Below are 22,654 nucleotides of genomic sequence, written 5' to 3'. Positions count from 1 at the left end.
GCAGCATGTCGTCGTCCTACAGCTATGTGATAGCGGAAACCCAAACCTTCACACTCACTCACGCGAAACATATGGCCTCGAAGGTGGCAGCTGATCTGATGCGACTTCAACGCCTGTATGGCCAACCCAGTACCCAGCGGATCCTGGACTTCGAACAGGAAGTGACCAAGCTATTGAAGGCAGGCTACCTCGGTACCGTGACCTACGGTTTCAAGCGTGACGGAAACTGGATCGAACCCACCCTCAGATACACAGCGTCAGACCTTTCGGTAGACGGCGCAGATGATTCGCCTGGACGTATCAGCCCAAATGCAGATGTTTCTGGGGCCGGATTTGCGAGCTACCTGACCTATAACACTGCCTGGGATCTTGCGGCGCAGAGTGATCGCGACGCTGTCGAAAAAGATTTGCCATTTAGCCGTAACGGCGCACCTGAGCCGGGAGTAAGCGGCTACATGACGTCTGACCGTTCATACTCATCTGGGGGCCGCGCCCTTAATCGTTCGACTGTGAGGAGTTACTGATGAGCAAGCCCGCACTGGATGATCTTTTCGAATACCGCGTTAACTATCCTGACTTTGAACCCCAGGGCAGACTTGCCAAGCTGGTGGGCCTTGAAGACCAGAAAACCCGGCTGACCAAAGTTCTCGGCCTGCTGGTTAACTCCGCTGGCCTCACGGATTGGGCGAAGAAATTCCATCCCGGTTCCGAGGATTTGCTTGAGACGGTGTTGCGCCGCCCACCTCTGGTCGTCCTAGCTGGCGACGTGGGCAGTGGCAAAACCGAACTTGCCGAGACAATCGGCGATGCTGTGGCACGCCAGGAAAAAATCAATATCACGCTTTTCCCATTGAGCCTTTCGACCCGTGGTCAAGGCCGAGTCGGTGAAATGACTCAGCTGATATCGGCGGCTTTTGATTACACGATCGAAGAGGCCAAAAAGCTCAAGTCGAGTGATGGCCGCGCACGAGGAGCTGTGATCCTGCTCATCGATGAGGCAGATGCTTTGGCCCAGTCTCGGGAAAATGCGCAAATGCACCACGAGGACCGTGCCGGGGTGAACGCTTTCATCCGGGGCATTGATCGAATCGCCAACGCTCAACTCCCTGCCGCCGTGATCATGTGTACCAATCGGCTCAGCGCGCTCGACCCTGCGGTCAAACGCCGCGCTGCCGAAGTATTGTCATTTGGCCGGCCAAACGATGCACAACGTCGCAGTGTGCTTACAAGATGCCTTGCGCGCCTCGGTATTCCAGACATTGCTTTCGACGAACTGGTGAGAGTAACGGGACCTAGGGAAGGCAACATCCCAGGCTTTACTTTCTCGGACCTTACACAGCGCCTGATCCCGTCGATAGTTTTGGATGCGTACCCGTCCCAGGCCATCAATGCAGGGCGAGCAGTCCGAGTGGCTACGGAAATGAAGCCGACACCAGCTTTTCAGGACCATCAATCCTAACCCAACCCCGCGCCGATCAACCGTGCCCTGCGAGTGAATAACCATGGCTACTAAAAAGGAACGCATCGCCGATACCGCCTGGATGAAAGATGCCTTTGTCGATGTCCAGGCAGAGTTGGCCTTGAAGCTGAAGCGAGCAGCCCAATCCATCTCGCACGCAGGAACGCACGGCACAGTGGTCGAGGATCATTGGATTGAGGTGTTTAGGGCCTACCTGCCGAATCGCTACCAAGTAGCAACCGGCCTGGTGATCGACAGCCTGGGCAACCGAAGTGACCAAATTGATATCGTGATCTTCGACCGTCATTTCACACCGACTCTGCTCGACCAACAGAACCACCGTTATATCCCGGTCGAAGCCGTGTACGCGATTTTCGAATCCAAGCCACATTTCGATAAAAGCTACATGGAATACGCAGGCAACAAAGCGGCGTCGGTGCGCAAGCTCCACCGAACCTCAGTCCCGATTGCCCACGCAGGCGGAACCTATGCCGCTAAGCCTCTGTTCCCTATCCTTGCAGGCATTGTAGCCCCCAAATCAAGCTGGGCTGATGGCTTAGGGGAGCATTTTCTGAAGCACCTGCCAACCGATGAGTTAGAGCGATTGGATTGTGGCTGCGCGCTGGATGACGGGGCGTTCGATAGCTTTGATGAAAAACTCAAAGTAGTTGGCTCAGAGGGCTCCCTCATCTACTTCCTATTTAGACTGCTCTCCCGCCTTCAGTCACTTGGTACGGTTCCTGCTATTGATTGGGCAGCATATGCAGCGGTCATTAATAGGTAGGTATTTTTACCGTAGCCCACAGCGCAGCTTCGGAAGCTTATTCATGATCAAATCTATCCGCAATTTACTATACCGCCCGCCCGCAATGCCTAAGTCAGGCGAAGATTTCGGCGATTACCAGACTAACTTCGTTAACGCAATTCGTTTTACTGAGTCTTGCGGATTCTTGGTAGAAAGGCCTGATTGGAAGCCGCACGAGAGGCTTGAGGTTGAGGGCAGCTTCCTCGAACCTGCGCTGCGAGCGGCAGGGGTCAGAGACCTGACCAAAGCAGCTTTCCAATGCCTCAAATGGTGCCATTACCTTGCACCGCACATCGAACAGCAGCATGGGCGCAAGGTATGGTTGACCATAGGGCAGATCTGGAAGGAAAACCAAGCACTGTTCTCCCCTACATGGAACGACCTACGCAGTTGGAGCAAACAGGGTATTACTATTGAGGAAATGCACAAGCCTGGTTCAGCAGGACTAAACTTGCATGCTTGGCTCACGGTAGACAGCGGTGAGGTCATCGAGCCCACGATGATGACCTCGATTGCAACCCTGTACCCAGATACATACTCTCATTTCTTATGTGCAATTGGTTGGGGCCAGCCTGCTGACATTCTGAGCGAGCACAAATACTTCCCAATGGCTGTGGGTGCTGAATTTGCAGAATGCCTTCACAGCCGAAGCCAGATCGGTTTGCTAGCAAGCAATCCACAGGAACTGCATTCCGTATCGATGGCGATTGTGTTCGGAAATTAAAAGGCGGCAGGTGATTTAGGCAGAAACAGCCAAATAGGGAAGCATGGCCACCTTCTTCTAATATGTTGGTCTTGATCTGCTCAGGATTAAGGCTGCCGTCGCCATCTGTTGTGCATCCTTTGCACGTCGTGCTTTCTGCGTCTGACATGTCGTCATCTGGGGGCCATCTGATGCGGTGTAGGGTCACAGCGTCGGCCAGCGACTTCCTTTCGGTAGATTTCCGCCGATAAAACCGTCTGAAATCGAATTCAGGGGGCTAAACGATCGGTCACCATTTTGGCTCTTACAGCGAAGAGAGCCTTGGCCATGAGTAAAGACGCACAGACGATAGTCACCCTGCTAGATCAGCAGTACGAGCAGCTGCTTACGGATGCGAGATGCTTGGTAGCAAGCTATGTGGATGCGTCTATGAAGCTGTACAAAAAGACCGGGGTCAAATCTGTTGTGGCCGGAGTATCAATCAAGCAGGTGAGCCCGAATGCGTATTCGATCTACTGGTGCAAACTGGTGCCGCTGCAAGGACAAAAAAACAAATTCGCGCCCCTGACTATTGCCAAGGGGAATGGCAAACATAAGTACCCGGCTTCCTCGTTTGAGTTTGTTGAATACCCATACCGTCACCTCGTTCTGCAAGTTGAGGAGCGGCTTGCAGAGATTCGCCGCGTTGCGAGCGAGAATCGTCAGCTACGTCGGACGTTGGTCGCTTATGAGAAGAAGCTGTCTAGATACCAAGCGCTTAATCATGGCGACCTCTATTCGGCAGGGTAGCGGCTGAGTACCTATAAGCAGTGCCGAACAGATTTGACCCGATTGTAAATCCCGAAAGCCCCGTGCAGCTTGGTCTGACGGGGCTTTTTCGTATCAGCAGTGAACTACGGCGAGATATATTGCTGCGCTTGATCAGGGAAGGCGACGGGTTCGGGCTATAAGCAGTGTAGGGCGCTAAATCTACTCGTTGTCAGCCAGCAGGCCCGTGCACGCGGGGGGCGCAGGCCGTATTTGCTATTAGCAGTGACGCTTACGACCGAGTCAGTCGGCCAACTGTGATCGGTATTATTAGTGAAAGGCTTCACTTTCATAAAATAAACATTGGTAGGTGCCGGCCTAGCTGGTACCCGTGTCGCGTAGCGGGTGGCGACGGTGACGCGCTACTCCTCAGTGCCTCGCTGCTTTTCGAACTCAATACGGTTCATTACGCACATGGGGATGGGGTAGCCCTGGATATGGGTCGTGAGGGCCTCGTTGCCAGCTATCACCATGATGCAGGATAGGCCTCTGCGGAAGCGCATTCCTCGTCCCGAGTAATTGCGCGGAATGATCTCCCATGATTCGTCGTCGTAGTAAAAACCAACGATTTCTGACCAGTGCGATTTGATGCCTGCGCCCATGATACCTACTGGTGTCAGGCAGAAAATCTCTACCTGGGTTTCCTGCCCAAGAGGTACAGCGTAAACCCGACCGTTTGGTGCAATAGGTGGGAAGTACTGCCCGTTACCGAGGTGACGAAATTCCATGGTGGTGCTCCGGATAGATGAGGTCGCTAGACACTCTCCGGTAGCTTTCGGAAAACCCAAGATGAGATGTTGCGCGCGAGTTTTAGCGTGCTGGGCAAGCTAGCTCGCCACATGGCGAGTGTGCATGTTGCTGAACTAAACGCTTCGGCGCTCCGCTCACTTTCTCTATGGCGCGGAAACTGCCAGCCAATACGAAGTCGTCCCGTGACCTCATAGGCTTGGGGAAATAGTGCTTATCGCAGCAGTAGGGTGCCTTGCCGATGGATTGGGTAAGCGCCCGCTGCCAAAGGGCAGCGGACAGTCTGTTGCAGGTATCTGGTCGTGCCGCTGAAGGCTCAATCGTCGCCGTGTTTCTTGTCCAGGTGCGCTGCGATCATATAGCCAATTACACCTGCGATAGTCAGCGCACTGATGACGGCAAGCACGGCGTATACAAGCAATTCAAAACGATCCATACCCTGACTCCTTTGTTTCGAGGTCTGCCAAGGTTAAGGGCGTCTGATCTAATCCCAAATCTGCTGTGTGATGGCTTAGCGATTGGTACCGGCGGCTTCCTTCCGCAGGTTGATTCGGGTACCGACGTACGCATCAGTTTCCCAGATACGCAAATTCCCGAGCTCGTAGGCGACGTGATCCCGCGCATCTAGATCCTCGATGTTAGGAGCGCTCCCTCCAAGAATCGGGGCTTCATGACCGGACCACTGCTTGTAAAGCTCACATGCAAACGCTGCTCGGCAATCACAGAAGCTCAGCCCATGAAAAAGTAAAATCTCCTTGGCAGCAGGTAAGCTGTTCTGCTTCCAGAGCCGCCATGTCTGCTTTGATTGTGGATAGCGATGAACATTTTGGACGGCGGATGCCGTCTCCAAAACGGCGATCTGCTTTGGCATCGAGATGTTAATTATCCTCTGTGTATACGGCCCTTCTTTGCCGCTTTCCAGGGAAATACATCCATCCCCCTTGGCTGCCTCCAGAGCCGCTTGGGCGTCGAAGAAAACAGCTTCACGTAATGAGATGCCGAGGTGCCGCACTAACATCAACACCACCGCCAGATGCTCTGATAGGCAGGCCTGAACATCTCCCACTGCGGCTTCGAACTTCGCTTGATCAAGGCTGTGTGGGGCCGTAATCCGTGTATGGCCAGGAAAGCCAATATCAGGCATCACGACTTTCCAGTCACCACTGGTCCCGAGGGCCATAACTGAACTCACGGTCTCAAGAAGACCCTCCGCGGTCTGAACCGAAAGATTCCCGTGGTACACCTGCGTACAGAGTTCTTCGCCGTATTGCCGTACCAGTTTTTTATTGACGAGCTCTAGGATATTCACGTCATGAGACTCCTTGGCGTAAATACTAAACTGTGCCCACTGATGGTCGTGGATCATTGCCTCGTGTTGACTGAGGAGCCCGCGTCGACCTGCCTCCCGAAGGATCGCCGAGCCGGCCTTGCGCAAGTCCCGATCAAAATGTAGATGGAAGCTCTGCTTCATGGTCACTCCTCCAATCAGCTCAGGTGCTGAGCTGCTGTAGGGAATGTTGAGCGAGAAAAAATATCCTGGGGTTCGTTTTCGGACGCTTTCAGCGCCTAAAATTGAGGAGGTTGTCCGTTCGCAAGGAGGGCGAAAATTTGCTGATGGCTGTCAAATGACATTCAAAGTTATGCTTTGCTTGTCCGCATAATTCACTCTTATGCAAAGTCCAACCCTAGGGGATGAATCAGGGAATGAGTAGATATAGAGAGCAACGAGATCGCCTGAATGACCGAGTGGCAATGGCCTCCAAGCTGGGAGATCATATACATCAATCAAAACCAGGCTCGCTGGAACATCTGTTATTGGTTGAAGTTCTTGACGTTTTTCTGGCGGCAAATGGACGTATGCATAATGAGCTTGAAAAGTTAAGGAATGCCGGTGTAGATAAAACTGTTTTTCCTGGAAGTGAAATCTAAAAAAGAGCGTGCACTTTCGTGCTGCAATATTTCAAGTGTTGTTCGTTTTTTTTTAATGGGTTCTTGAGTCTTGCGCTTTTCTCATTTTCTAGATTGATTTTTAGGAGCCGCATATATGGAATCATCAGTAGCAACATGGAGGTCGTTCGAAGGTCTCGTTCGCGATATCTTAGAAGCAAATAACTTTAACGTTAGGACTAATAGTGTCAGAGGCGATCCTGGGTTTGATCTACTGGCGGATTTTGGAGGGGAGCGTTGGGCTATAGAGGTAAAGTACTATCGAACTACGCGTGCTCAGCCGACTCTCATAGATGCTGCAGCTGCTCGTTTAGCACATAATGGATTAACAGCACAGGCTCAAAAGGGAATGTTGATAGTTTCATGCTTTCTTCCAGTGGAACTTAGGGAGGCGCTTGAACAAAAGTTTAGTATTACCTTTGTAGACCAAGTTGATCTGAGAAATTGGTGTTTGACGAGCCCCGGTTTGGCAGAGAAGCTGGATGCTCTATTAGAGTCTAATCCAAGCGAGTCTCAGTCAATACACCCCGCGCGTTATAATCCTATACGAGATAGCAAACCCCTCAGAGGCTTAGCTCCCCAAGTTCGAGACACCCATGGTACTGAATTGTGCGAGGAGCTCAAGAAGATCAAGAAGGTTAAAACTTCGTGGGCAAAGTATGAGAAGGTATGTGAAAAAATTCTTAAGTATCTATTTCCAAACGATCTTCATGGTTGGCATGCCCAAATGCGAACTGATGACGGGCTAAATCGTTACGACTATGTATGTCGTGTAAGGCCGACTACAGAGTTCTGGAAGTTTGTTATCGATCATCTTGATAGTCGTTATGTGCTTTTTGAGTTTAAGAATTATACGGGGGAAATAAAACAGGGGCAGGTTCTCACGACTGAGAAGTACCTTTTAGAGCGCGGCCTACGGCGTATGGCAATTATTATGACCAGAGTTGGTGCTGACTCACATGCGGTTGCAATGACGCAGGGGGCGATGCGCGAACAAGGCAAGCTGATGCTTATCGTGAACGATGAGAAGGTATGTCAGATGCTCCATATGAAGGAGCGTGGTGAAGATCCTACAGATTGTCTTTTTGAAATTGCCGACAACTTTTTGCTGACACTACCCAGATAAGTTCTAAAAATCACCCCAGCAGACCGTATCTAGCTCAGGCTGGGGCTCAGTGTTCACGGCTTAGTAGGGAGAAGGCGCCGTTCAAAAACGGTCGTTTATGGCACACCTATTCCCAATGATCTTTTGGACTTGGGATTTCCCGCTTTCCTGTCACTTTTCCCGTACCGAAATCAGTGTGAGAAAAACGTATGGGAAAGCGGATTGGATATGCCCGAGTGTCAACTGATGATCAGAATCTCGATCTGCAGCGAGATGCACTTGCTCTGGCTGGGTGCTCCTTGGTTTACGAAGAGACCATGAGCGGCAAGTCAGCGGATAGGCCGGAGCTAATGCATTGTCTCAAAGCTCTACGCAACGGTGACATTCTCGTCGTGTGGCGACTGGATCGCCTCGGCCGCTCGCTGCCTGATCTGGTCAGTATCGTCAGTCGCTTGGAGCAGGGGGGAATAGGATTCGAGTCAATCAACGAGCGTATCGAGACCACCAGCGCTGCCGGCAGGTTGATCTTTCATGTGTTTGCTGCACTGGCCGAGTTCGAGCGCAACCTGATCGAGAGAGAACTCGTGCTGGACTGGCTGCGGCTCGTGCTCGTGGCCGGAAGGGGGGCGCAAGCCTGCGTTGGATAACCGTCAGGTGCGTGAAATACGTGCGCTTCTCAAAGATCCTGAAATTCGGGTAATGGATATTGCCCAACGGTATAGCGTTTCCCGGACAACACTTTACCGCTATGTTGGACCGTCGAAATCATCTGCAGCTATTTGATTGATGTTGATATCTTCCGCTTAATTGCTCAAAGGGTGGTCGAGCAGGCGAGCGAAGGTTATATCTGGCGTACTAGTCTTCGCGGAAATTGGATAAGTGGACTCTCCATGTGAGGTTTAGCAGCATCACTTGATGGTCATTGGCCGACCCGCTGGAGAGTCGAATGCAGCTTTGATGGCTACGCTCCATTGAGTGCGGTTATCCTCTGCCCACCCGAATGCCAAGGACTATGTGATGATGCTCGGTCTGAACCTTCTGAAGCAAACCAAAGATGATTTCCTTGCAGACCTTGCGACTCTGGCGAAAGCGCAAAGCACGCTCATCTTCATCGACACCAACATCATTTCCTACTTGTTCAAGCTCCATGCCGCAGCTCGGCAGGAATTTTGACTGGACTGCTAAGGCGATCGGCGAGGGACGGCTCTTCCTCCCAGCCTGGTGCGCAGGGGAGTATCTGGCGCGCGTAAGAGAAAACCAGCTTCACACCTATACCCCGAGAAGTAAGGACGATCAACCGAGAAACCAGCTTGAGGCGATGCTCGATACCGCTTCGCTGTTTGTCGATGAAGCCGTTCTCGCGGCTTCGGATTTCGCCGGTACTCGGGCTCAATATCTCACAGGGTTTCGAGAGGCAATCGATGGTCTGAAGCAGTACACGCGGGCTTTTCGTCATCAGTTTGACCCCGACAAGATCCATGCAGAGATCGAAGAGTTTCTAGGGCCAGTCGTTCTGGATTCGCCGGTCGCTCAACTCTGCGACCGGGCTGCCAAAGAGGGGCCTTCGCGCATCGAACACCGTTTGCCACCTGGCTTCAGGGATGAGGCCAAGCCTGAGAATCGCTTGGGCGATTTGATCATCTGGTTGGAGATTATTCGCTACAGTGAGATCCGAAAAGACGACTTCACCCATGTCCTATTTTTGACCAACGATGAGAAGTCGGACTGGGTGTACGCACCGGCGAAGCGACTCGATACCGTGCGTGGTACGCTGAAGCCAGTTCCGAACAATAAACCGGCCTTAAAAATTATCGATCCGCGTCTGGTTTCTGAATTCAAACAGGTGGTGGGGCACGAGCACGTTTCAATTTGTACCTTGTCCGCATTGGTTCAGGGCCTATCGAAGACCGATCCTACGGTGGTTACTCAACTCGCTGCTGCTATCCAGATCGAGCTGGTGGCGAGCGATGGTGTCGCTACTGAATCCGGAGCTGCGGGAGTCGAAGCCGCTGCTGTTGAGCCGGAGGCGGCGGTGGAGGTGCAAGCTGTAGAGCCTGAGGTCGTCCAGGAGTTGCCGACAGAGGCTGATCCGGTTGAGCCCGTTCTTCCTGCCGAGCCTGTACCACCGGCGAACATAGATCCTGGTGAAGCGATAGCACAGGCCATCCATATTCAGGGATATCGTGATGCTGACTACTATTCGAGCGGCCCTGATGCGCTCAACGAAATAATCAGTTCGCTGCAGTCACATAACTGGTATATCCAGAACCCAGCGATTCTTAAGCTCAGAACGATCCTGCAGGAAGACTTTCCGCCTACCTCCTGGTTCGTCTTGGGGCGTAATATTTACCAAGCCGCTTGTGGCAATGCGCAAAAAGCCATGGACTTCATACTCAACCTCGATTCGCGATTGAGGGCGTTTCCGGAGCCTGCTTCGAAGTACGTGCTGGCAGGCATCGTTTATGAAATCTACTTCAACGGTCAAGGTGAGTTGCGTCAAACGCCCAAGGCTGGAGCGTTTGCGAAGCCGTTAGCCCTTGTCGCCAAAGAAGATCATGAGGATGTGCGAGGCTTTATTCGCTCCAAGCTTGAAGCAGCCGGTGCCAACCTATTCTTCACGCCAGGGGATGAGCGGCAGTGTCTGGTCGTTGTTCGAACAGAGCCAGTAGCACAACCGGATGATATCGAAGAGAAGCGGATACTGAGTTCGATTACCCTAGACGGACATGAGATTTTGGTCGATGCGCTGCCTGGGGGCGACGAATTGTTTGTTCGATATCGACTCTCTTATCGAGCCAAAGACATTCTCGAAGATATCGCCATCAGCCTGTCGATTCCCGACTGGGCTCTGAGCTTGGTGCTGGATCCGCAAGTTAAAGCTGATGCTCGTTTCTACGTACCTGAAAATCGCTGGCTCAACCCTGGTGTCGTGCTGGACGGAGCTGGGGCGGATTGAGTTGCTTTAGATGTTGCCTGGGAAACGGGAGCAGTTATACAGACTCTCGCGCGAGTCGAAGGTGTTCAATAAAAACGAAGGTGCTCAACACAAGTATTGAGCACCTTCGATGTGCGTTGAGCGCCTTCAGGGAGAGGTGGGTAGCTCCCATGCCCATCCGCCCTGCATACCTGCTTTGTTTGAACGTATACCTAGCTGTTTCTGGGCTCTGCGAAGTGATGCCGAAGATATGCAACGTTCTTCAGCTAAAGCCATCAACGCATTGATTGCAACAGGCCCAGCTTGCAACGTCTCCTCAAGAAAGCTGCGCGCTTCTTGACTAGCTGATGCGGGTCGGGTGTCACCCGTTTGCTCGATAGCAGCGAGAATGGCTTCAGCGTTCCCGTCGATGGCCTCTCCCCATCGGATGCAGGTTGTTTCCAGCTGCTCGCCTATAACGACGGGCTCAACGAAATACTCAATCCCTCCGCTATCAATCGAAACGTTGGACTTGGCTCGGACAAGCACCCTGGCTTCTGAGTTTTGATCCTTCTCTGCCACCAGTACAGTGCGAGCGAGCGCGGAGAATGCCTGGCTACCGATTACACGATTAGCTGCGGAGGACTGGGCCGTACCTTTGCTCAGGTGAGATATGCCGAGGACAGCGCAACAATGCTGCTCTGCAAAATCCACTACCATTTGTAGCCCTTGCCGAACCTCGTTTGCTCGGTGCATATCCCCACGAATAAGATTGATCAGTGGATCGAAAATCAGCAATGAAACGCCGTCAATCCGTGCGGCTGCCTCATTCAAAAGGGCAAAGTTGCCTGCAGGATCAAACTGCCGCCTGTTTCCGCGCTGATCTCTGAGCCCCTCGATTATGTGCACGCGGGTTAGGTCAGCATCTGCAGCCGTAAGGCGGGGAATGATCGTGTCAGCTATACCATCCTCGCCGCTCCAGATTACGACGTTGCCTGCTGCCTCACATTTGCTGCCGTCTGGCCAGTCACCACCTCTAGTGAGCGTGGCGGCCAGCGAGATTGCCAACGTGGTTTTGCCGCATCCACCTGCGCCGGCAAGAATGGATAGCTTTGCCCTTGGCAGCCAGCCTGGCGAAATCCATTGGATTTTTTCCACTGGAATATCGATCGCTGCCGTGAGTTCTACCATCCAGCCTGGCTGTTGAGGTGTGCGGCGCTACATCACAGCGCCTCCCTTTGCCGAATCCAAGCCTGGATTTCACTGTTACGCCAGCCGACGCTGGAGCCGCACAAAAGGCGTTGGCGCGGGAAAAGGCCCTCCGATATTTTGCGATAGATCGTCGAGCGTTTTAGGCCGACGATTGCCTCGACATCGCGCAAACGAAGAATTTTGTCATCGTCGCCGACGTCGTCAAAGTTGCTAACGTGCATTGCCATAGGTTTGAGTCCTAGGTCCTGAAGCGTGAGGCAGCGTCCTCCGGCACTACTGCTAAAAAGGGTAAAAGACGGATATCGGCTGGCTATATAGCGAGCACGGGCATTTGCCACACGCATAGGTATATGCGCGTTTCCGAGATTAATGTTCGGTAGCGTCGGAGGTCGTTGTGGGCTACAGAAATTCTAGGTCGTGAGGCTTCTAGGGGCAGAACGGACTGAGAGTGTTCTGCCCAGATACGCAAATCAACCAATGGCAGCTGATGCGGCCCGTTCAGCGGATTCGAACGAGGCGAAAGTTTTTAACGTCGTTACCAGGGCGACGTGGCGGACCGTTGCGGATCGATAGGGATCGCTTGGGACGGACAATATTTAACATGAGAGTGCCGGGCTGACAATCAGCAGATGCTCTGCCTTGGTTGGGAAAGGGTGGCCCAACCAAGGCAGTAGTTGACTGAATGCTCAGCGTTCTATCGGACTCAACTAGTCATCTGTGCCGATATCGAGTTTGGGCAGCGCCTTGACGATTTTCTGGGTTTCCAGGCTCACGGTGACCACGCGCTGGAAGAGCTCCAATGGATACTTGGGGTTGCCCATGGTTTCGTTGGCCCAGTCGTTGGCGTCGTTGACGATGCCGCTGGCTTTGTCTGTGCGCACTGCCTGGCGCTCCATCACCCAGTCCAGCGCAGCTTTGCCGTTGACCACGTAGTCCCAGGCCGCTTCGGGGATTCCCTTGAAGGTGATGCGTTGGTTGTAGATAACGGTGGTCTTGTCGCCCTTTTGGGCGAACTTCATCCTCTCTACGCGGTAATCGACATTGGTGAGCGTACCTTTGGCCTCGATGGTCAATGGGTAGAGTTCGACGGTTTCGTAGTTCAGGTGAAGGTCGGCCAATGCGCGACCCGCTTTGCTGAAAGCCCAGAAGTCGGTTGCTTTCTTCACGGCTGGAATGCGCGGCAGTTCCTTGCTCAGGTTGTCGGCATAGCGCTCCCGGTAATCGGGCGAATGTAGGATGCCGTATACGTAGTAGAACAGGTCTTCTTTGCTGATCTGCTCGCCGGGGTAGGCGGTATTGAAATGTGCAAGGCCTGCATCGGTGATGGCGTCGCGGTGGCGCAGCCCGGCTTCAGTGGGCTCGGAAAAGAGATCTTTTTTCGAGGCCTGCGCGGTTTCGTCATAGAGGTACAGAGGAAAGCACTGCGAGCCTTCAATATCCACGAAGTGCAGGCTGGGCACATGGCGCGAGATCAAGGCACTAAAGGCCACTTTTTCCCCAGCTGCGGAAACGCCAATAACCAGGTTATCTGCTGCGCCATCGGGGAAGATGCGCGGCATCTGATACACCCGCTCGTTGAAGCGGCGATTGAAATAGAGCCACTGCTTGGTAAAGGGGCGATATAAGCCTAGCACTATGCTCTCACTCTCAAAGGCATAGTTACGGTTCTTGCCTAAATCCTGCTTTAGATTAACCGTCCAGCTGATGCGAGCCGGATCAGCATCAATAAACCCACCCACTTTCGCTTGCCGTACCTTGATGTCCAGCTCCGAATACGCCGCATTGAAGCGTTCGACCTCTGAGTTGTAGAAGTCGATCATGCCAGCCATGTTGGTTGCCAGTTTGGCTTGGCTAGCGTTGCAGACCCAGGCATCACGCCCGGATGCCACGCCCAGCGAGAAGCTGTCGAACAGCTTGGGTGCATCTCCCTTCTTGTCACCCAAGACGATGAATTCACTGAAGCTGTTATCACGCTGCTTCAACCAGTCGCCATGAGCATCCGGGGTGATTTGCTGCCATTGCTCGACACCGGCCACACTCGCGTAGTCGGCAATTTTCTCCAGCTTTTCTTCGCGAGTTAGGTAATCGCCAATATCGTGGAAATAGATCTGGCCGTGAGCCTGTGCACCGGGATTCTTTACCAGCAGCGAGATGGCGATAGGTGCTCGGCTACCACTGCCGAATATCTTGCCGCCTTCCTTGCGGGAGGTTTCGCCACTGGTGCGTTGGTTTCCACGTAAATGGAAGACATAAAGGCTGGAGAATTCATCCGCCAGACATTTACGCATACCATCCTGTGAGGATGCGTCTAAAAAGCCCGCGTTGGTGACAAAGCCGATTATGCCAGCATCACCAATGCGGTCGCTGGCCCAGCGAATAGAGCGGATATAACTGTCGTATAGATTGCGGACAGAGGTCATCGCTGATCGGTGTGCGTAAGTTTCCTCAATGCGGCGATCAAGTGCAGGGTATTCAACGTTTTGATTGTTGTCGTTCTGGCTACCCTGTCCTACGGAGTAGGGCGGATTGCCCACTATCACCCGAATATCCAGCGCCTTCTGTCGCTTGCGGCGGGCACTGTTGTCTTCCATTAGGGCTTCGACCAGATCGTCCTTCTCGTACATTTGGAAGGTGTCGGTCAGACAGATGCCTTCAAACGGGGTGTACTCGTCGATCACTTCGCCATGGTAAGCCGCTTCTATATTGATGGCGGCGATGTAGTAAGCCAGTAGAACTAGTTCATTGGCATGGATCTCGTGCCTGTACTTATGCGCTAGCTCTTCCGGCTTGATCAGGCCTGACTGGATCAGGCGCGTGATGAACGTGCCTGTGCCGGTGAAGGGGTCGATGATGTGAACGCCCTTGCTGCCCAGGGTTTGGCCGAACTCCTGCTGCAATAGGTGGTTGACGCTGTGGAGGATGAAGTCCACCACTTCGACTGGGGTGTAAACGATGCCTAACCGCTCGGTCATCTTGGGGAAGGCGTTGCGGAAGAATTTGTCGTACAGCTCGACGATAATCTTTTGCTTGCCCTGGGCGTTGTCGATACCGGCAGCACGCTGACGCACGCTGGCGTAGAACTTCTCCAGGGTATCGGCTTCCTTGGCCAGGTGGTGCTCATGTAGCGCGTCCAGCACGCCTTGCATGGCCTTGGACATGGGGTTGTGGCTGGCGAAGCTGTACTCCTCGAACAGCGCATCGAACACCGGTTTGGTTACCAGATGCTGGGCAAGCATTTCGACGATCTCACCATCGCTGATGCTGTCGTTGAGATCATCGCGCAGCTCTGCGGCGAAGGCCTCGAAAGTCTCTCTCTCCTGGGTATATTCAGGGTTCTCCAAAATGCCCTGGATGCGGTCGATGTGGGTACGGGCGATCTTGGCGATATCGTTGGCCCAGTCTTCCCAGTGGTGGCGGTTGCCGCACTTGGAGACGATCTTGGCGTAGATGGCCTTCTCGATTTCCCCCACCTCATAGGCCAGCTCGGCCTGCTGGGTCATCTGACCCTCGACATCGTACTTAGCGCGTTTCTCACCAATGCCGTATTGGCCTTTGCCGGCCTGCCCGTTGCTCGTACCGCTGGTTTTCTTAGCCTTTTTATCGGCCTTGTCGGTGATGGCGATGACTTCCATCTTGCGCGGGTCAGAGCCGATCAGGTCGAGCTTGTTGACCATGGCGTCGAAACTGTCGTCGTGCGAGCGCAGTGCCTGAAGCACCTGCCAGACCACCTTATAGGTCTGGTTGTCGTTGAGCGCTTCGTGGGGCTCCATACCGGCAGGAATGACCACCGGCAGCACCACATAGCCACGCTTCTTGCCCGGTGCGTTGCGCATTACCCTGCCAACGGATTGCACCACGTCGACTTGGGAATTACGCGGCGTGAGGAAGAGCACGGCGTCAAGCGCCGGTACATCCACACCTTCAGACAGGCAGCGCACGTTGCTGAGGATGCGGCAGGTGTTGGCTGGCGGTTCTTCCTTGAGCCAGTTGAGTTTGGCTTCCTTGGCGCTGGCATTCATGCCGCCATCGACGTGTGCGGCTTCGCATATGATGCGTGAGGCTTCATCGATGTTTTCTGACTCCTGATAAGCCTCCACCACCGATTGGAACATGCTGGCGATGTTGACAGAACTGACCTTGTGCTTGGTGCCCTTGTAGTTGGGCGAGATGACCTGGCAGAAAGCTACAGCGCGCTTCATGGGCTGATCATCACCCACCAGGTTTTCGGCCAGTCCCTGCTTGGCCAGCGCCTTCCAGCAACCGACTATCTTGGCGGCGTCGTCTACCTTGAGCTGGTTGTTCTCGTCCTTCAGCATCTCCTGAAGGCGGCGGCTGATGGTGCTCTCCTCGACGGTGAGTACCAGCACCTTGTAATCAGTCAGCAGGCCGCGCTGAACGGCCTCGGAGAAGTTGATGACGAACAGCTCTTTGCCGTACAGCGCCTCATCATCCATCGAGCACAGTGTGACTTCGCCGGACTCAGCCTTGAGCTTGGCGTTGTCGCCATAGATGCGCGGCGTGGCGGTCATGTACAGACGCTTGGTGGCGCGGATGTAGTCGGCATCATGAACGCGCACAAAGTTGCTTTCGTCATCGTCGCCAAAGGTGGCGCCCGTGGTGCGGTGTGCTTCGTCGCAGATCACTAGATCGAAAGCGGCCAGGCCATGATCAGCCTGGGCACGGCTGACCACGTCGATGGAGTGATAGGTGGAGAACACCACGCTCATGTGCTCGGCATCGTGGCGCTTGAGCATTTCCGCTGCGAGGCGATCTGCCTTGGTAGTGGCCGGGTATCGCAGTTCATGGGTGAATACCTGAACCGCGTCATCCTCTGCTTTACGCTTCTTGCCTACGTCACTGTCGGAGCAGACGGCAAAGTTGTGGAGCGGGGTGGCGCTTTCCTGCGTCCATTCGGTAAGGGTTTGCGATAGCAGCGACAGGCTGGGCACCAGGAACAGTACACGCTTGCCCTTGCCGGCCTGCTGCTCGGCAATCTTCAGGCTGGTGAAGGTTTTGCCGGTGCCGCAAGCCATGATCAGCTTGCCACGCTCGGCCTCCTTGAGGCCTGCGGCAACGGCGTTCAGGGCGGTCTGTTGGTGATCGCGTAGCTGCTTCTTGGTTTTGAGGGCGACTGCGTGATTGGGTTGATACTTGGCCCAGTCAATTTGGCTGTCTTCCAACGCTTGTAAGTCGATCTTGCTAACTGGAGGCTGCTGGCCTTGTAGCGCATCCTCGGCGTGCTCGCTCCAGTTGTTAGTGGTAGTAACGATGACGCGGTGCGAGAACGGCGTTTTGCCCGAGGCAGTGAAGAAACTGTCGATGTCCTTCTTCTGGACTTTGTAGTCCTCGGCATACAGCTTGCACTGGATAGCGTGGTATTGGCCGGTGCCCTGGGTGCGAGCCACTAAATCAATACCCGCATCTTTGCCGCTGAGGCTTTGCTCCTTCGCCCATTCCGCATATGTCCATACCTTGTCGTACAGGTCGCGGTAGGTGGCTTCGTTGCGCAGGTAAGTGCAAACCAGCTCTTCGAAGTAAGTACCTTTTTCGCGTTCGGTGACAGAAGCGCTACGGTAGGTATTGAGCAAGGCTGATAAGGCTGACATCGGCGGGAATTCCTTTTGAACTACGCGTGGCGCATTGCAGACGCCAAATCCGCGCAGTTTAGCAATTCAGCCCGTACTGATGCGAAGCGATGGTGCTTGTACTGGCTTGAAGGGGCCGGCTGATGACATGAGCGCGCATTCAGTTTTTATCGAGTCCAAATAGTCGGCCCATGTCTGCATCATGTCGCGCCGCTCTGGCAGAAATGAGGTTCGGTCGTATGCACGTCCCAGCGGATTTTTTACCGTGTGAGCAAGCTGATGCTCCAGGAGGTCTGGGCGAAACCCCAGTACCTCAGCACCTATGGTTCTCGCGGTCGCACGAAAGCCATGCCCCGTCATCTCGTCGCCGCTGATGTCCATGCGGCGTAACGCACTAAGTACGGCATTGTTGGACATCGGCCGGTCGCCTCCTCGTGCCGAGGGGAAGGCGTACCGATGTCTGCCGGTGAGTGGTTTCAGCTCGCGCAGAACAGCGATTGCTTGCTGGCTTAGGGGAACCAAATGATCCGGGCGATCCTGTTTGGTGACAGTGAGCCCTTTCATCTCGTGGCCGGGAATCAGCCATTCGCCAGCATCCAGATTGACCTCCGACCATTCCATGTGTCGAAGGTCTCCGGGTCGGCAGAACAGCAACGGAGTCAGTTTTAACGCACAACAAACAGGCATCGTTCCGCTGTAGCTATCCAGTGCTTTGAGCAGAGCGCCGAGCTTTTCAGGGTCGGTCACGGCAGCAAAGTGTTTCACCCGCTTGGCTGGGAGCGTACGTGAGAGATTCCCAATCTGGTTGGGTGGGGTGATGCCGGCAGCTTCGGCGAACTCGAAAATCTGTTTGTAAATCTGGGCAACACGACGCGCCGTCTCGGGAGCGCCGCGCTTGATGATGCGCTGCAGGTTTTCGAACAGCATGGGCGTGCTGATGCTGCTGATCGGGAGTTTTCCCAGCCAGGGGTAGGCATTGAGCTCAAGGCGCTGCCGCACCGTGCGGGTGTATTCCGGATCCCAGGATGACTCGCGAATACTCAGCCACTGCGTGGCAACCGACTCAAAGGTGTGCTGGTGATCAAGCTGGCTGACCACCTTGGCCATACGCCGTTGCAGCGAAGGGTCTTGGCCGCCGGCAAGCTGAACACGAGCGTCATCACGCTTGCGCCGGGCCTCCTGCAGGCCGACCTCAGGATAAACACCAAGCGCCAGGCGCTTTTCCTTTCCCAGAAAGCGCTACTTCAAGCGCCAGTAACGGCCTCCGTTGGGCTGCACTTCAAGGTACAAACCTTGTTCGTCGTACAGGCGGTATGGCTTGTCCCGGGGCTTGGCGTTACGGCAGTTGGTGTCTTTCAGGGGCATTGGGGGCACATCCTCTCCGAGCGAGCTGATGAGCGTTTTATGCCCCCATATATGCCCCCGTCAACCGTGGGATGCCCTGGGATTAGGTGGGAAAACGCGGGAAATAAAAAAGCCGTAAAGCTTTGATTTCTCTAGGCTTTACGGCTTTTCTGGGTCTTCCTGGGAAGACAAAATGGTGGAGCCGGGGGGATTTGAACCCCCGTCCGCCAGTACTCCGCTTTCGGGCCTACATGCTTAGCCGTGTCTATTAAGTTAACCCTCAGCGACCCGACGGGCAGGGTGCTTTGGGCGAGCTGTGTAAGTTTTAGCCGATTCGTCCACAGCGTACTGCACGGCGATCCTGTTCTGTATGACAATCATTTCGGGTTTACAGGCATCCCCTGATGATTGCTGGAGCCGAAGCTACCAGGAGGAAGGCTAGCGCCGCTTACGCAGCGAGAGCTTGTTCCCCGTAGGTTTCGTCATTGGCAACTATAGAAAGTTGCAACAGTGGATTTACGACTTCTGTTACCAAGTCGGCATGCCCCTAGAGTTTCATCACCGGCGTCGAATCCTAATCGGCCCCAATTCTGCTGCTCCAGGCAGTCAGGCGGCGGAGTGTACCCGAATCAATGGGATACGTCGACTCCGAGCCTGAAGCCGCGTCGCCTGGCCAGCCCGAAGGCTGGCCGCAGTGCCCGCAGCGAGTTACTTGGCGTCACCGCCGTCAGAGCCGTCGCCGCCCGTTTTGAGAGTGGTGATCTCTTTGGTGGTGAGCTCGATGCACTTCTTGTCATCGCCGGCTTTTTGCGCAGCGGTGGCTGCAGCCAGGGTTTTTTCCAGTTCGTCTTTAGTGTCTGCGCTCAAGTTGGTGCTCGTCGAGGTGTGAGCATCCTTCAGCGTTTGCAGGTTGGCGCCGCACAGGTCGTCGGCAGCGAATACCGGGGAACCCATCAGTGCAGCGGTCAGAAACAAACCAGTCAGTGCTGTGCGCTTCATGTGTATCTCCTTGATCCTGTGGACTCGCCTCAAAAGATGGGCTGATGTCCTGAGTAGGGTGGCAAGCGCTTGTTGATCAGCGCTTACGGAGATGGACTGTGGACAAATGCAGGGGTTCTATTTTTTTTGCGAATGCTATGAAAAAGCCATGTTGCAGGATGTGACAGGGAAAAGGGGCACATCTTGCCCCATTTGTGTGCATCATGCGTTTTTGGGCTGGGTGACGCGGTCCACCAGATAGACCAGCCCGTGGTAGTCGATGCCACCGTGGCGGGTGAGCCCGATTTCGCAGGTGCGGCTGGTCGAGATGCCTTCGCTGCAATGCTGAACGGCGTCTTTGAGCGTTCTCAGCGAGTGGGCGTTGAGCTCGGGCGTGGTGAAGCCTTTGTCGCCCGAGAAACCGCAGCAATGGATGCCTTCCGGAATGACCACGTTGACGCTGCACAGGCGCGCCAGTTCGATCAGCGCTTGGCTTTCGCCCAGGTGTTGAGTGCTGCAGGTCACGTGCACGGCGATGGCTTCCTGCTGCGGCGTGAACACCAGTTTGTCCAGCAGGTGGGTGCGGATGAAGCGCACCGGGTCGTAGAGGTCGAGGCGCGTGTCCTTGAGGTCTTGAACCAGGCGCAGGGTGCAGGGGCTGGTGTCGCAATAGATCGGGTCGAGCCCGCCACGGCTGGCGTTGCTCAGTGCGGCCAGCAGCTGCTGGCGCTTGTCTTCGGCCTGCTCGGCGTAGCCTTTGGAGGCGAACGGCTGGCCGCAGCACAGGCTGTCCTGCCCCTCGGGGAATACCACCTGGTACCCGGCCTTTTCCAGCAGGCCGCGGGTTTTATCGAGGAGTGAGGTTTGCTCGCGGTCGCCCGCCGCGGGGCCCATCACGCGCGAAACGCAGGCGGCCAGGTAGACCACGCGGGGACGCTGATCGTCACGGGGCGGCGTGAAACGGATCGCGGCTTCGGGTTGCGGCAGGGCGGGCGTCCACTGCGGAACGCGGCCTGATGAGGCTTTGGTCAGTGCGGCGGACAGTTTCTCCAGCCTCGGAGCACCGAGCAGCATGCGGGCGCCGTTGGCAGCGTGCAGCGTGAAGCGTGCGCCTTGCAGGGCAGCCCTGAAGTGTTGCGCCAGCCAGCCGGCTGTCTTGCCGTGGGTCGCCTCTTGAGCGCGGAGTTTTTTCACCAGTTCGCCCGTGTTGATCCCCACTGGGCAGCGCTGCGCGCAGAGCCCGGTGGCGGCGCAGGTGTCGATGCCTTGGTAGTGGTAGTTGCGCTCCAGCTCGGCGGTGTCGGCGCCTGCGCGTTTTTTTGCCTGGATATCGCGCCACATGACGATGCGTTGGCGGGGGCTGAGGGTCAGGCCTTTCGAGGGGCAGACCGGCTCGCAAAAGCCGCACTCGATGCATTTGTCGACCAGCGTGTCGGCGGCTGGCATGGGTTTGAGGTGCTTGAGGTGGATGTCCGGATCTTCGCTCAGGACCACGTTCGGGTTGAGGATGCCGCGAGGGTCGAGCAGGCGTTTGATCGTCCACATCAGTTGGTAGGCGTCACTGCCCCATTCCAGTTCGACGAAGGGCGCCATGTTGCGGCCGGTGCCGTGCTCGGCCTTGAGCGAGCCGTTGAATTCGACCGCCACCAACTGCGTGACGTCGTCCATGAAGGCCGAGTACCGCGCGATTTCCTGAGGGTCGCCGAACCCTTGCGTGAAGACGAAGTGCAGGTTGCCCTCCAGCGCATGCCCGAACAGGATCGCTTCGTCGTAATGGTGTTTGTCGAAGAGTTCGATCAGGCGGCGCACGCCGATGGCCAACTGTTCGACGGGGAAGGTCACGTCCTCGATGATGACCGTGGTGCCGGTCTCGCGTACCGCGCCGACGGCGGGGAAGGTGTCTTTGCGGATGGCCCAGAGGCGCGCGTTCTCGCCGGGGTCTTCGCTGAAGTCGACTTGCTTTTCCACCGGAAACTGCGCGATCGACGCCATGATTTGCGCGAGGTGTTCGTGCAGCAGTGGCTGCGTGGCGGCCCGGGCTTCGATCAGCAGGGCGCAGGCGTTTTCTGACAACTCGCGCACGAACGCGGGCATCCCCGGTTTGTTCTGCACCGAGCGCATGCTCCGGCGGTCGAGCAATTCCACGGCCGACACGGGCTGGGTTTTCAAGACCGTCACCGCGTTGCAGCAGGTTTCCACATCCGGGAAGACGATCAGCGCCGAGGCCTTGTTCGGGTAGTCGGGCACGGTGTCGTAGGTCACGGCGCTGATGAAGCCCAGCGTGCCTTCGGAACCGACTAGCAGGTGGCTGAGGATGTCGAGGGGCTCATCGAAATGGACGAGCGCGTTGAGTGAAAGCCCGGTGGTGTTCTTCAGGCGGTATTTGTGGCGAATTCTCGCAGCGAGTTCAGTGTTGGCGCGGGTCTGACGACCCAGCTCGGCCAAGCGTTCGAGGAGCGCGGCATGGCTGACGCGGAACGCTGCGACGCTCGCTGGATCTTCAGTGTCCAGCCGGGTGCCGTCAGCCAGAATGAGGCGCATCCCGGCGAGGGTGTGGTAGGTGTTCTGCGCCGTGCCGCAGCACATGCCGCTGGAATTGTTGGCCACGATGCCGCCGATTTTCGCGGCATTGATCGACGCCGGGTCGGGGCCAATCTTGCGACCATACGGCATCAGCCAGGCATTGGCCTGCGCACCGATCACCCCCGGTTGCAGACGAATCTGTTCGCCGTCGCGGCGTATTTCCCGCCCGTTCCAATTGTCGCCGAGCACCAGCAGCACCGAGTCGCTGATGGCCTGGCCGGACAGGCTTGTGCCTGCCGCGCGGAAGGTCACGGGCACGCTGTCCAATTGCGCCAGTTTGAGCAACGTGACCACCTCCTCCTCGGACTCGACCCGAATCACCAGTTTGGGAATCAACCGGTAGAAGCTGGCATCGGTGCCAAACGCGAGGGTCGAGAGCGGGTCGTCGAAGCGCCGTTCAGCAGGTATCAGGCGCTTCACATCGGCCAGGAAAGTGGCGGGAAGGGTCATCGGTTTTTCCTCATC

Annotated in this window: 17 protein-coding genes, 1 other RNA gene and 2 pseudogenes; 10 read left to right on the top strand and 10 right to left on the bottom strand. The window is 55.4% G+C overall.

Annotated elements, in window-relative coordinates:
- Nucleotides 1-5: 5 nt before the first annotated feature.
- The 5 genes from DBP26_RS15385 (at nt 6) to mobI (ending at nt 3,756) form a co-directional block, all read left to right on the top strand.
- Nucleotides 6-524 carry a hypothetical protein gene (locus tag DBP26_RS15385; protein ID WP_108237912.1) on the top strand — a complete coding sequence of 173 codons (519 nt, stop codon included), beginning with the start codon at nt 6-8 and terminating at the stop codon, nt 522-524.
- Nucleotides 524-1,459, top strand: coding sequence for an ATP-binding protein (locus DBP26_RS15380; protein ID WP_218565117.1), 936 nt, complete (start codon nt 524-526; stop codon nt 1,457-1,459). The genes DBP26_RS15385 and DBP26_RS15380 overlap by 1 nt, the downstream gene beginning before the upstream one ends.
- A gap of 43 nt (nt 1,460-1,502) precedes the next feature.
- Nucleotides 1,503-2,243: a DUF6602 domain-containing protein gene (locus DBP26_RS15375; RefSeq protein WP_108237914.1), complete on the top strand. Its 741-nt coding sequence runs from the start codon at nt 1,503-1,505 to the stop codon at nt 2,241-2,243.
- A gap of 43 nt (nt 2,244-2,286) precedes the next feature.
- Nucleotides 2,287-2,988: a hypothetical protein gene (locus DBP26_RS15370; protein ID WP_108237915.1), complete on the top strand. Its 702-nt coding sequence runs from the start codon at nt 2,287-2,289 to the stop codon at nt 2,986-2,988.
- Nucleotides 2,989-3,294: 306 nt separating this feature from the next.
- On the top strand, nt 3,295-3,756 hold the full coding sequence (gene mobI, locus DBP26_RS15365) for a conjugative transfer protein MobI(A/C) (RefSeq protein WP_108237916.1): 462 nt from the start codon (nt 3,295-3,297) through the stop codon (nt 3,754-3,756).
- A gap of 380 nt (nt 3,757-4,136) precedes the next feature.
- On the opposite strand, the gene DBP26_RS15360 is transcribed toward mobI, so the two are convergent.
- Complete coding sequence (locus DBP26_RS15360) at nt 4,137-4,502, bottom strand: hypothetical protein (protein ID WP_108237917.1); 366 nt, start codon at nt 4,500-4,502, stop codon at nt 4,137-4,139.
- Nucleotides 4,503-5,032: 530 nt separating this feature from the next.
- Nucleotides 5,033-5,992, bottom strand: coding sequence for an integrase (locus DBP26_RS15355; RefSeq protein WP_108237918.1), 960 nt, complete (start codon nt 5,990-5,992; stop codon nt 5,033-5,035).
- A gap of 281 nt (nt 5,993-6,273) precedes the next feature.
- On the opposite strand from DBP26_RS15355, the gene DBP26_RS26970 reads away from it, so the two are divergent.
- From DBP26_RS26970 to DBP26_RS15340, 5 genes and pseudogenes are all read left to right on the top strand, one after another.
- On the top strand, nt 6,274-6,450 hold the full coding sequence (locus tag DBP26_RS26970; protein WP_158541428.1) for a hypothetical protein: 177 nt from the start codon (nt 6,274-6,276) through the stop codon (nt 6,448-6,450).
- Nucleotides 6,451-6,565: 115 nt separating this feature from the next.
- Nucleotides 6,566-7,594: a restriction endonuclease gene (locus DBP26_RS15350; RefSeq protein ID WP_108237919.1), complete on the top strand. Its 1,029-nt coding sequence runs from the start codon at nt 6,566-6,568 to the stop codon at nt 7,592-7,594.
- A gap of 188 nt (nt 7,595-7,782) precedes the next feature.
- A pseudogene (locus DBP26_RS15345) lies at nt 7,783-8,356 on the top strand (recombinase family protein).
- Nucleotides 8,357-8,590: 234 nt separating this feature from the next.
- The gene (locus tag DBP26_RS27340; protein ID WP_256601380.1) at nt 8,591-8,746 is read left to right on the top strand and encodes a hypothetical protein; all 156 of its coding nucleotides are present in this window, start codon (nt 8,591-8,593) and stop codon (nt 8,744-8,746) included.
- Entirely contained in the window at nt 8,721-10,529 is a 1,809-nt protein-coding gene (locus DBP26_RS15340; RefSeq protein ID WP_256601382.1) for a PIN-like domain-containing protein, read from the top strand. Before DBP26_RS27340 ends, DBP26_RS15340 begins: the two co-directional genes overlap by 26 nt.
- A 126-nt stretch (nt 10,530-10,655) precedes the next feature.
- Here DBP26_RS15340 and DBP26_RS15335 read toward each other — a convergent pair whose 3' ends face one another.
- The 8 genes and pseudogenes from DBP26_RS15335 to DBP26_RS15305 form a co-directional block, all read right to left on the bottom strand.
- Nucleotides 10,656-11,678 carry an AAA family ATPase gene (locus DBP26_RS15335; protein WP_108237920.1) on the bottom strand — a complete coding sequence of 341 codons (1,023 nt, stop codon included), beginning with the start codon at nt 11,676-11,678 and terminating at the stop codon, nt 10,656-10,658.
- 32 nt (nt 11,679-11,710) lie between these two features.
- Entirely contained in the window at nt 11,711-11,926 is a 216-nt protein-coding gene (locus tag DBP26_RS15330) for an AlpA family transcriptional regulator (RefSeq protein WP_069519582.1), read from the bottom strand.
- A gap of 480 nt (nt 11,927-12,406) precedes the next feature.
- Entirely contained in the window at nt 12,407-17,305 is a 4,899-nt protein-coding gene (locus DBP26_RS15325) for a type ISP restriction/modification enzyme (RefSeq protein WP_108237921.1), read from the bottom strand.
- A gap of 66 nt (nt 17,306-17,371) precedes the next feature.
- Nucleotides 17,372-18,391 carry a site-specific integrase gene (locus DBP26_RS15320; protein WP_256601383.1) on the bottom strand — a complete coding sequence of 340 codons (1,020 nt, stop codon included), beginning with the start codon at nt 18,389-18,391 and terminating at the stop codon, nt 17,372-17,374.
- 12 nt (nt 18,392-18,403) lie between these two features.
- Nucleotides 18,404-18,649: pseudogene (locus tag DBP26_RS27495) on the bottom strand (Arm DNA-binding domain-containing protein); the annotation flags it as partial.
- Nucleotides 18,650-18,822: 173 nt separating this feature from the next.
- Nucleotides 18,823-19,214, bottom strand: a transfer-messenger RNA (tmRNA) gene (gene ssrA, locus DBP26_RS15315).
- A gap of 122 nt (nt 19,215-19,336) precedes the next feature.
- Nucleotides 19,337-19,627, bottom strand: a complete 291-nt coding sequence (locus tag DBP26_RS15310; protein WP_108237922.1) for a hypothetical protein — start codon at nt 19,625-19,627, stop codon at nt 19,337-19,339.
- Nucleotides 19,628-19,828: 201 nt separating this feature from the next.
- Complete coding sequence (locus DBP26_RS15305; protein ID WP_108237923.1) at nt 19,829-22,639, bottom strand: FAD-binding and (Fe-S)-binding domain-containing protein; 2,811 nt, start codon at nt 22,637-22,639, stop codon at nt 19,829-19,831.
- Between the last annotated feature and the right edge of the window lie 15 nt (nt 22,640-22,654).

This window comes from Pseudomonas sp. RIT409, from assembly GCF_003052515.2.
GTDB lineage: Bacteria > Pseudomonadota > Gammaproteobacteria > Pseudomonadales > Pseudomonadaceae > Aquipseudomonas.
Note: the sequence above shows the minus strand (reverse complement) of the source record. Positions and strands in the feature narration are given on the sequence as shown.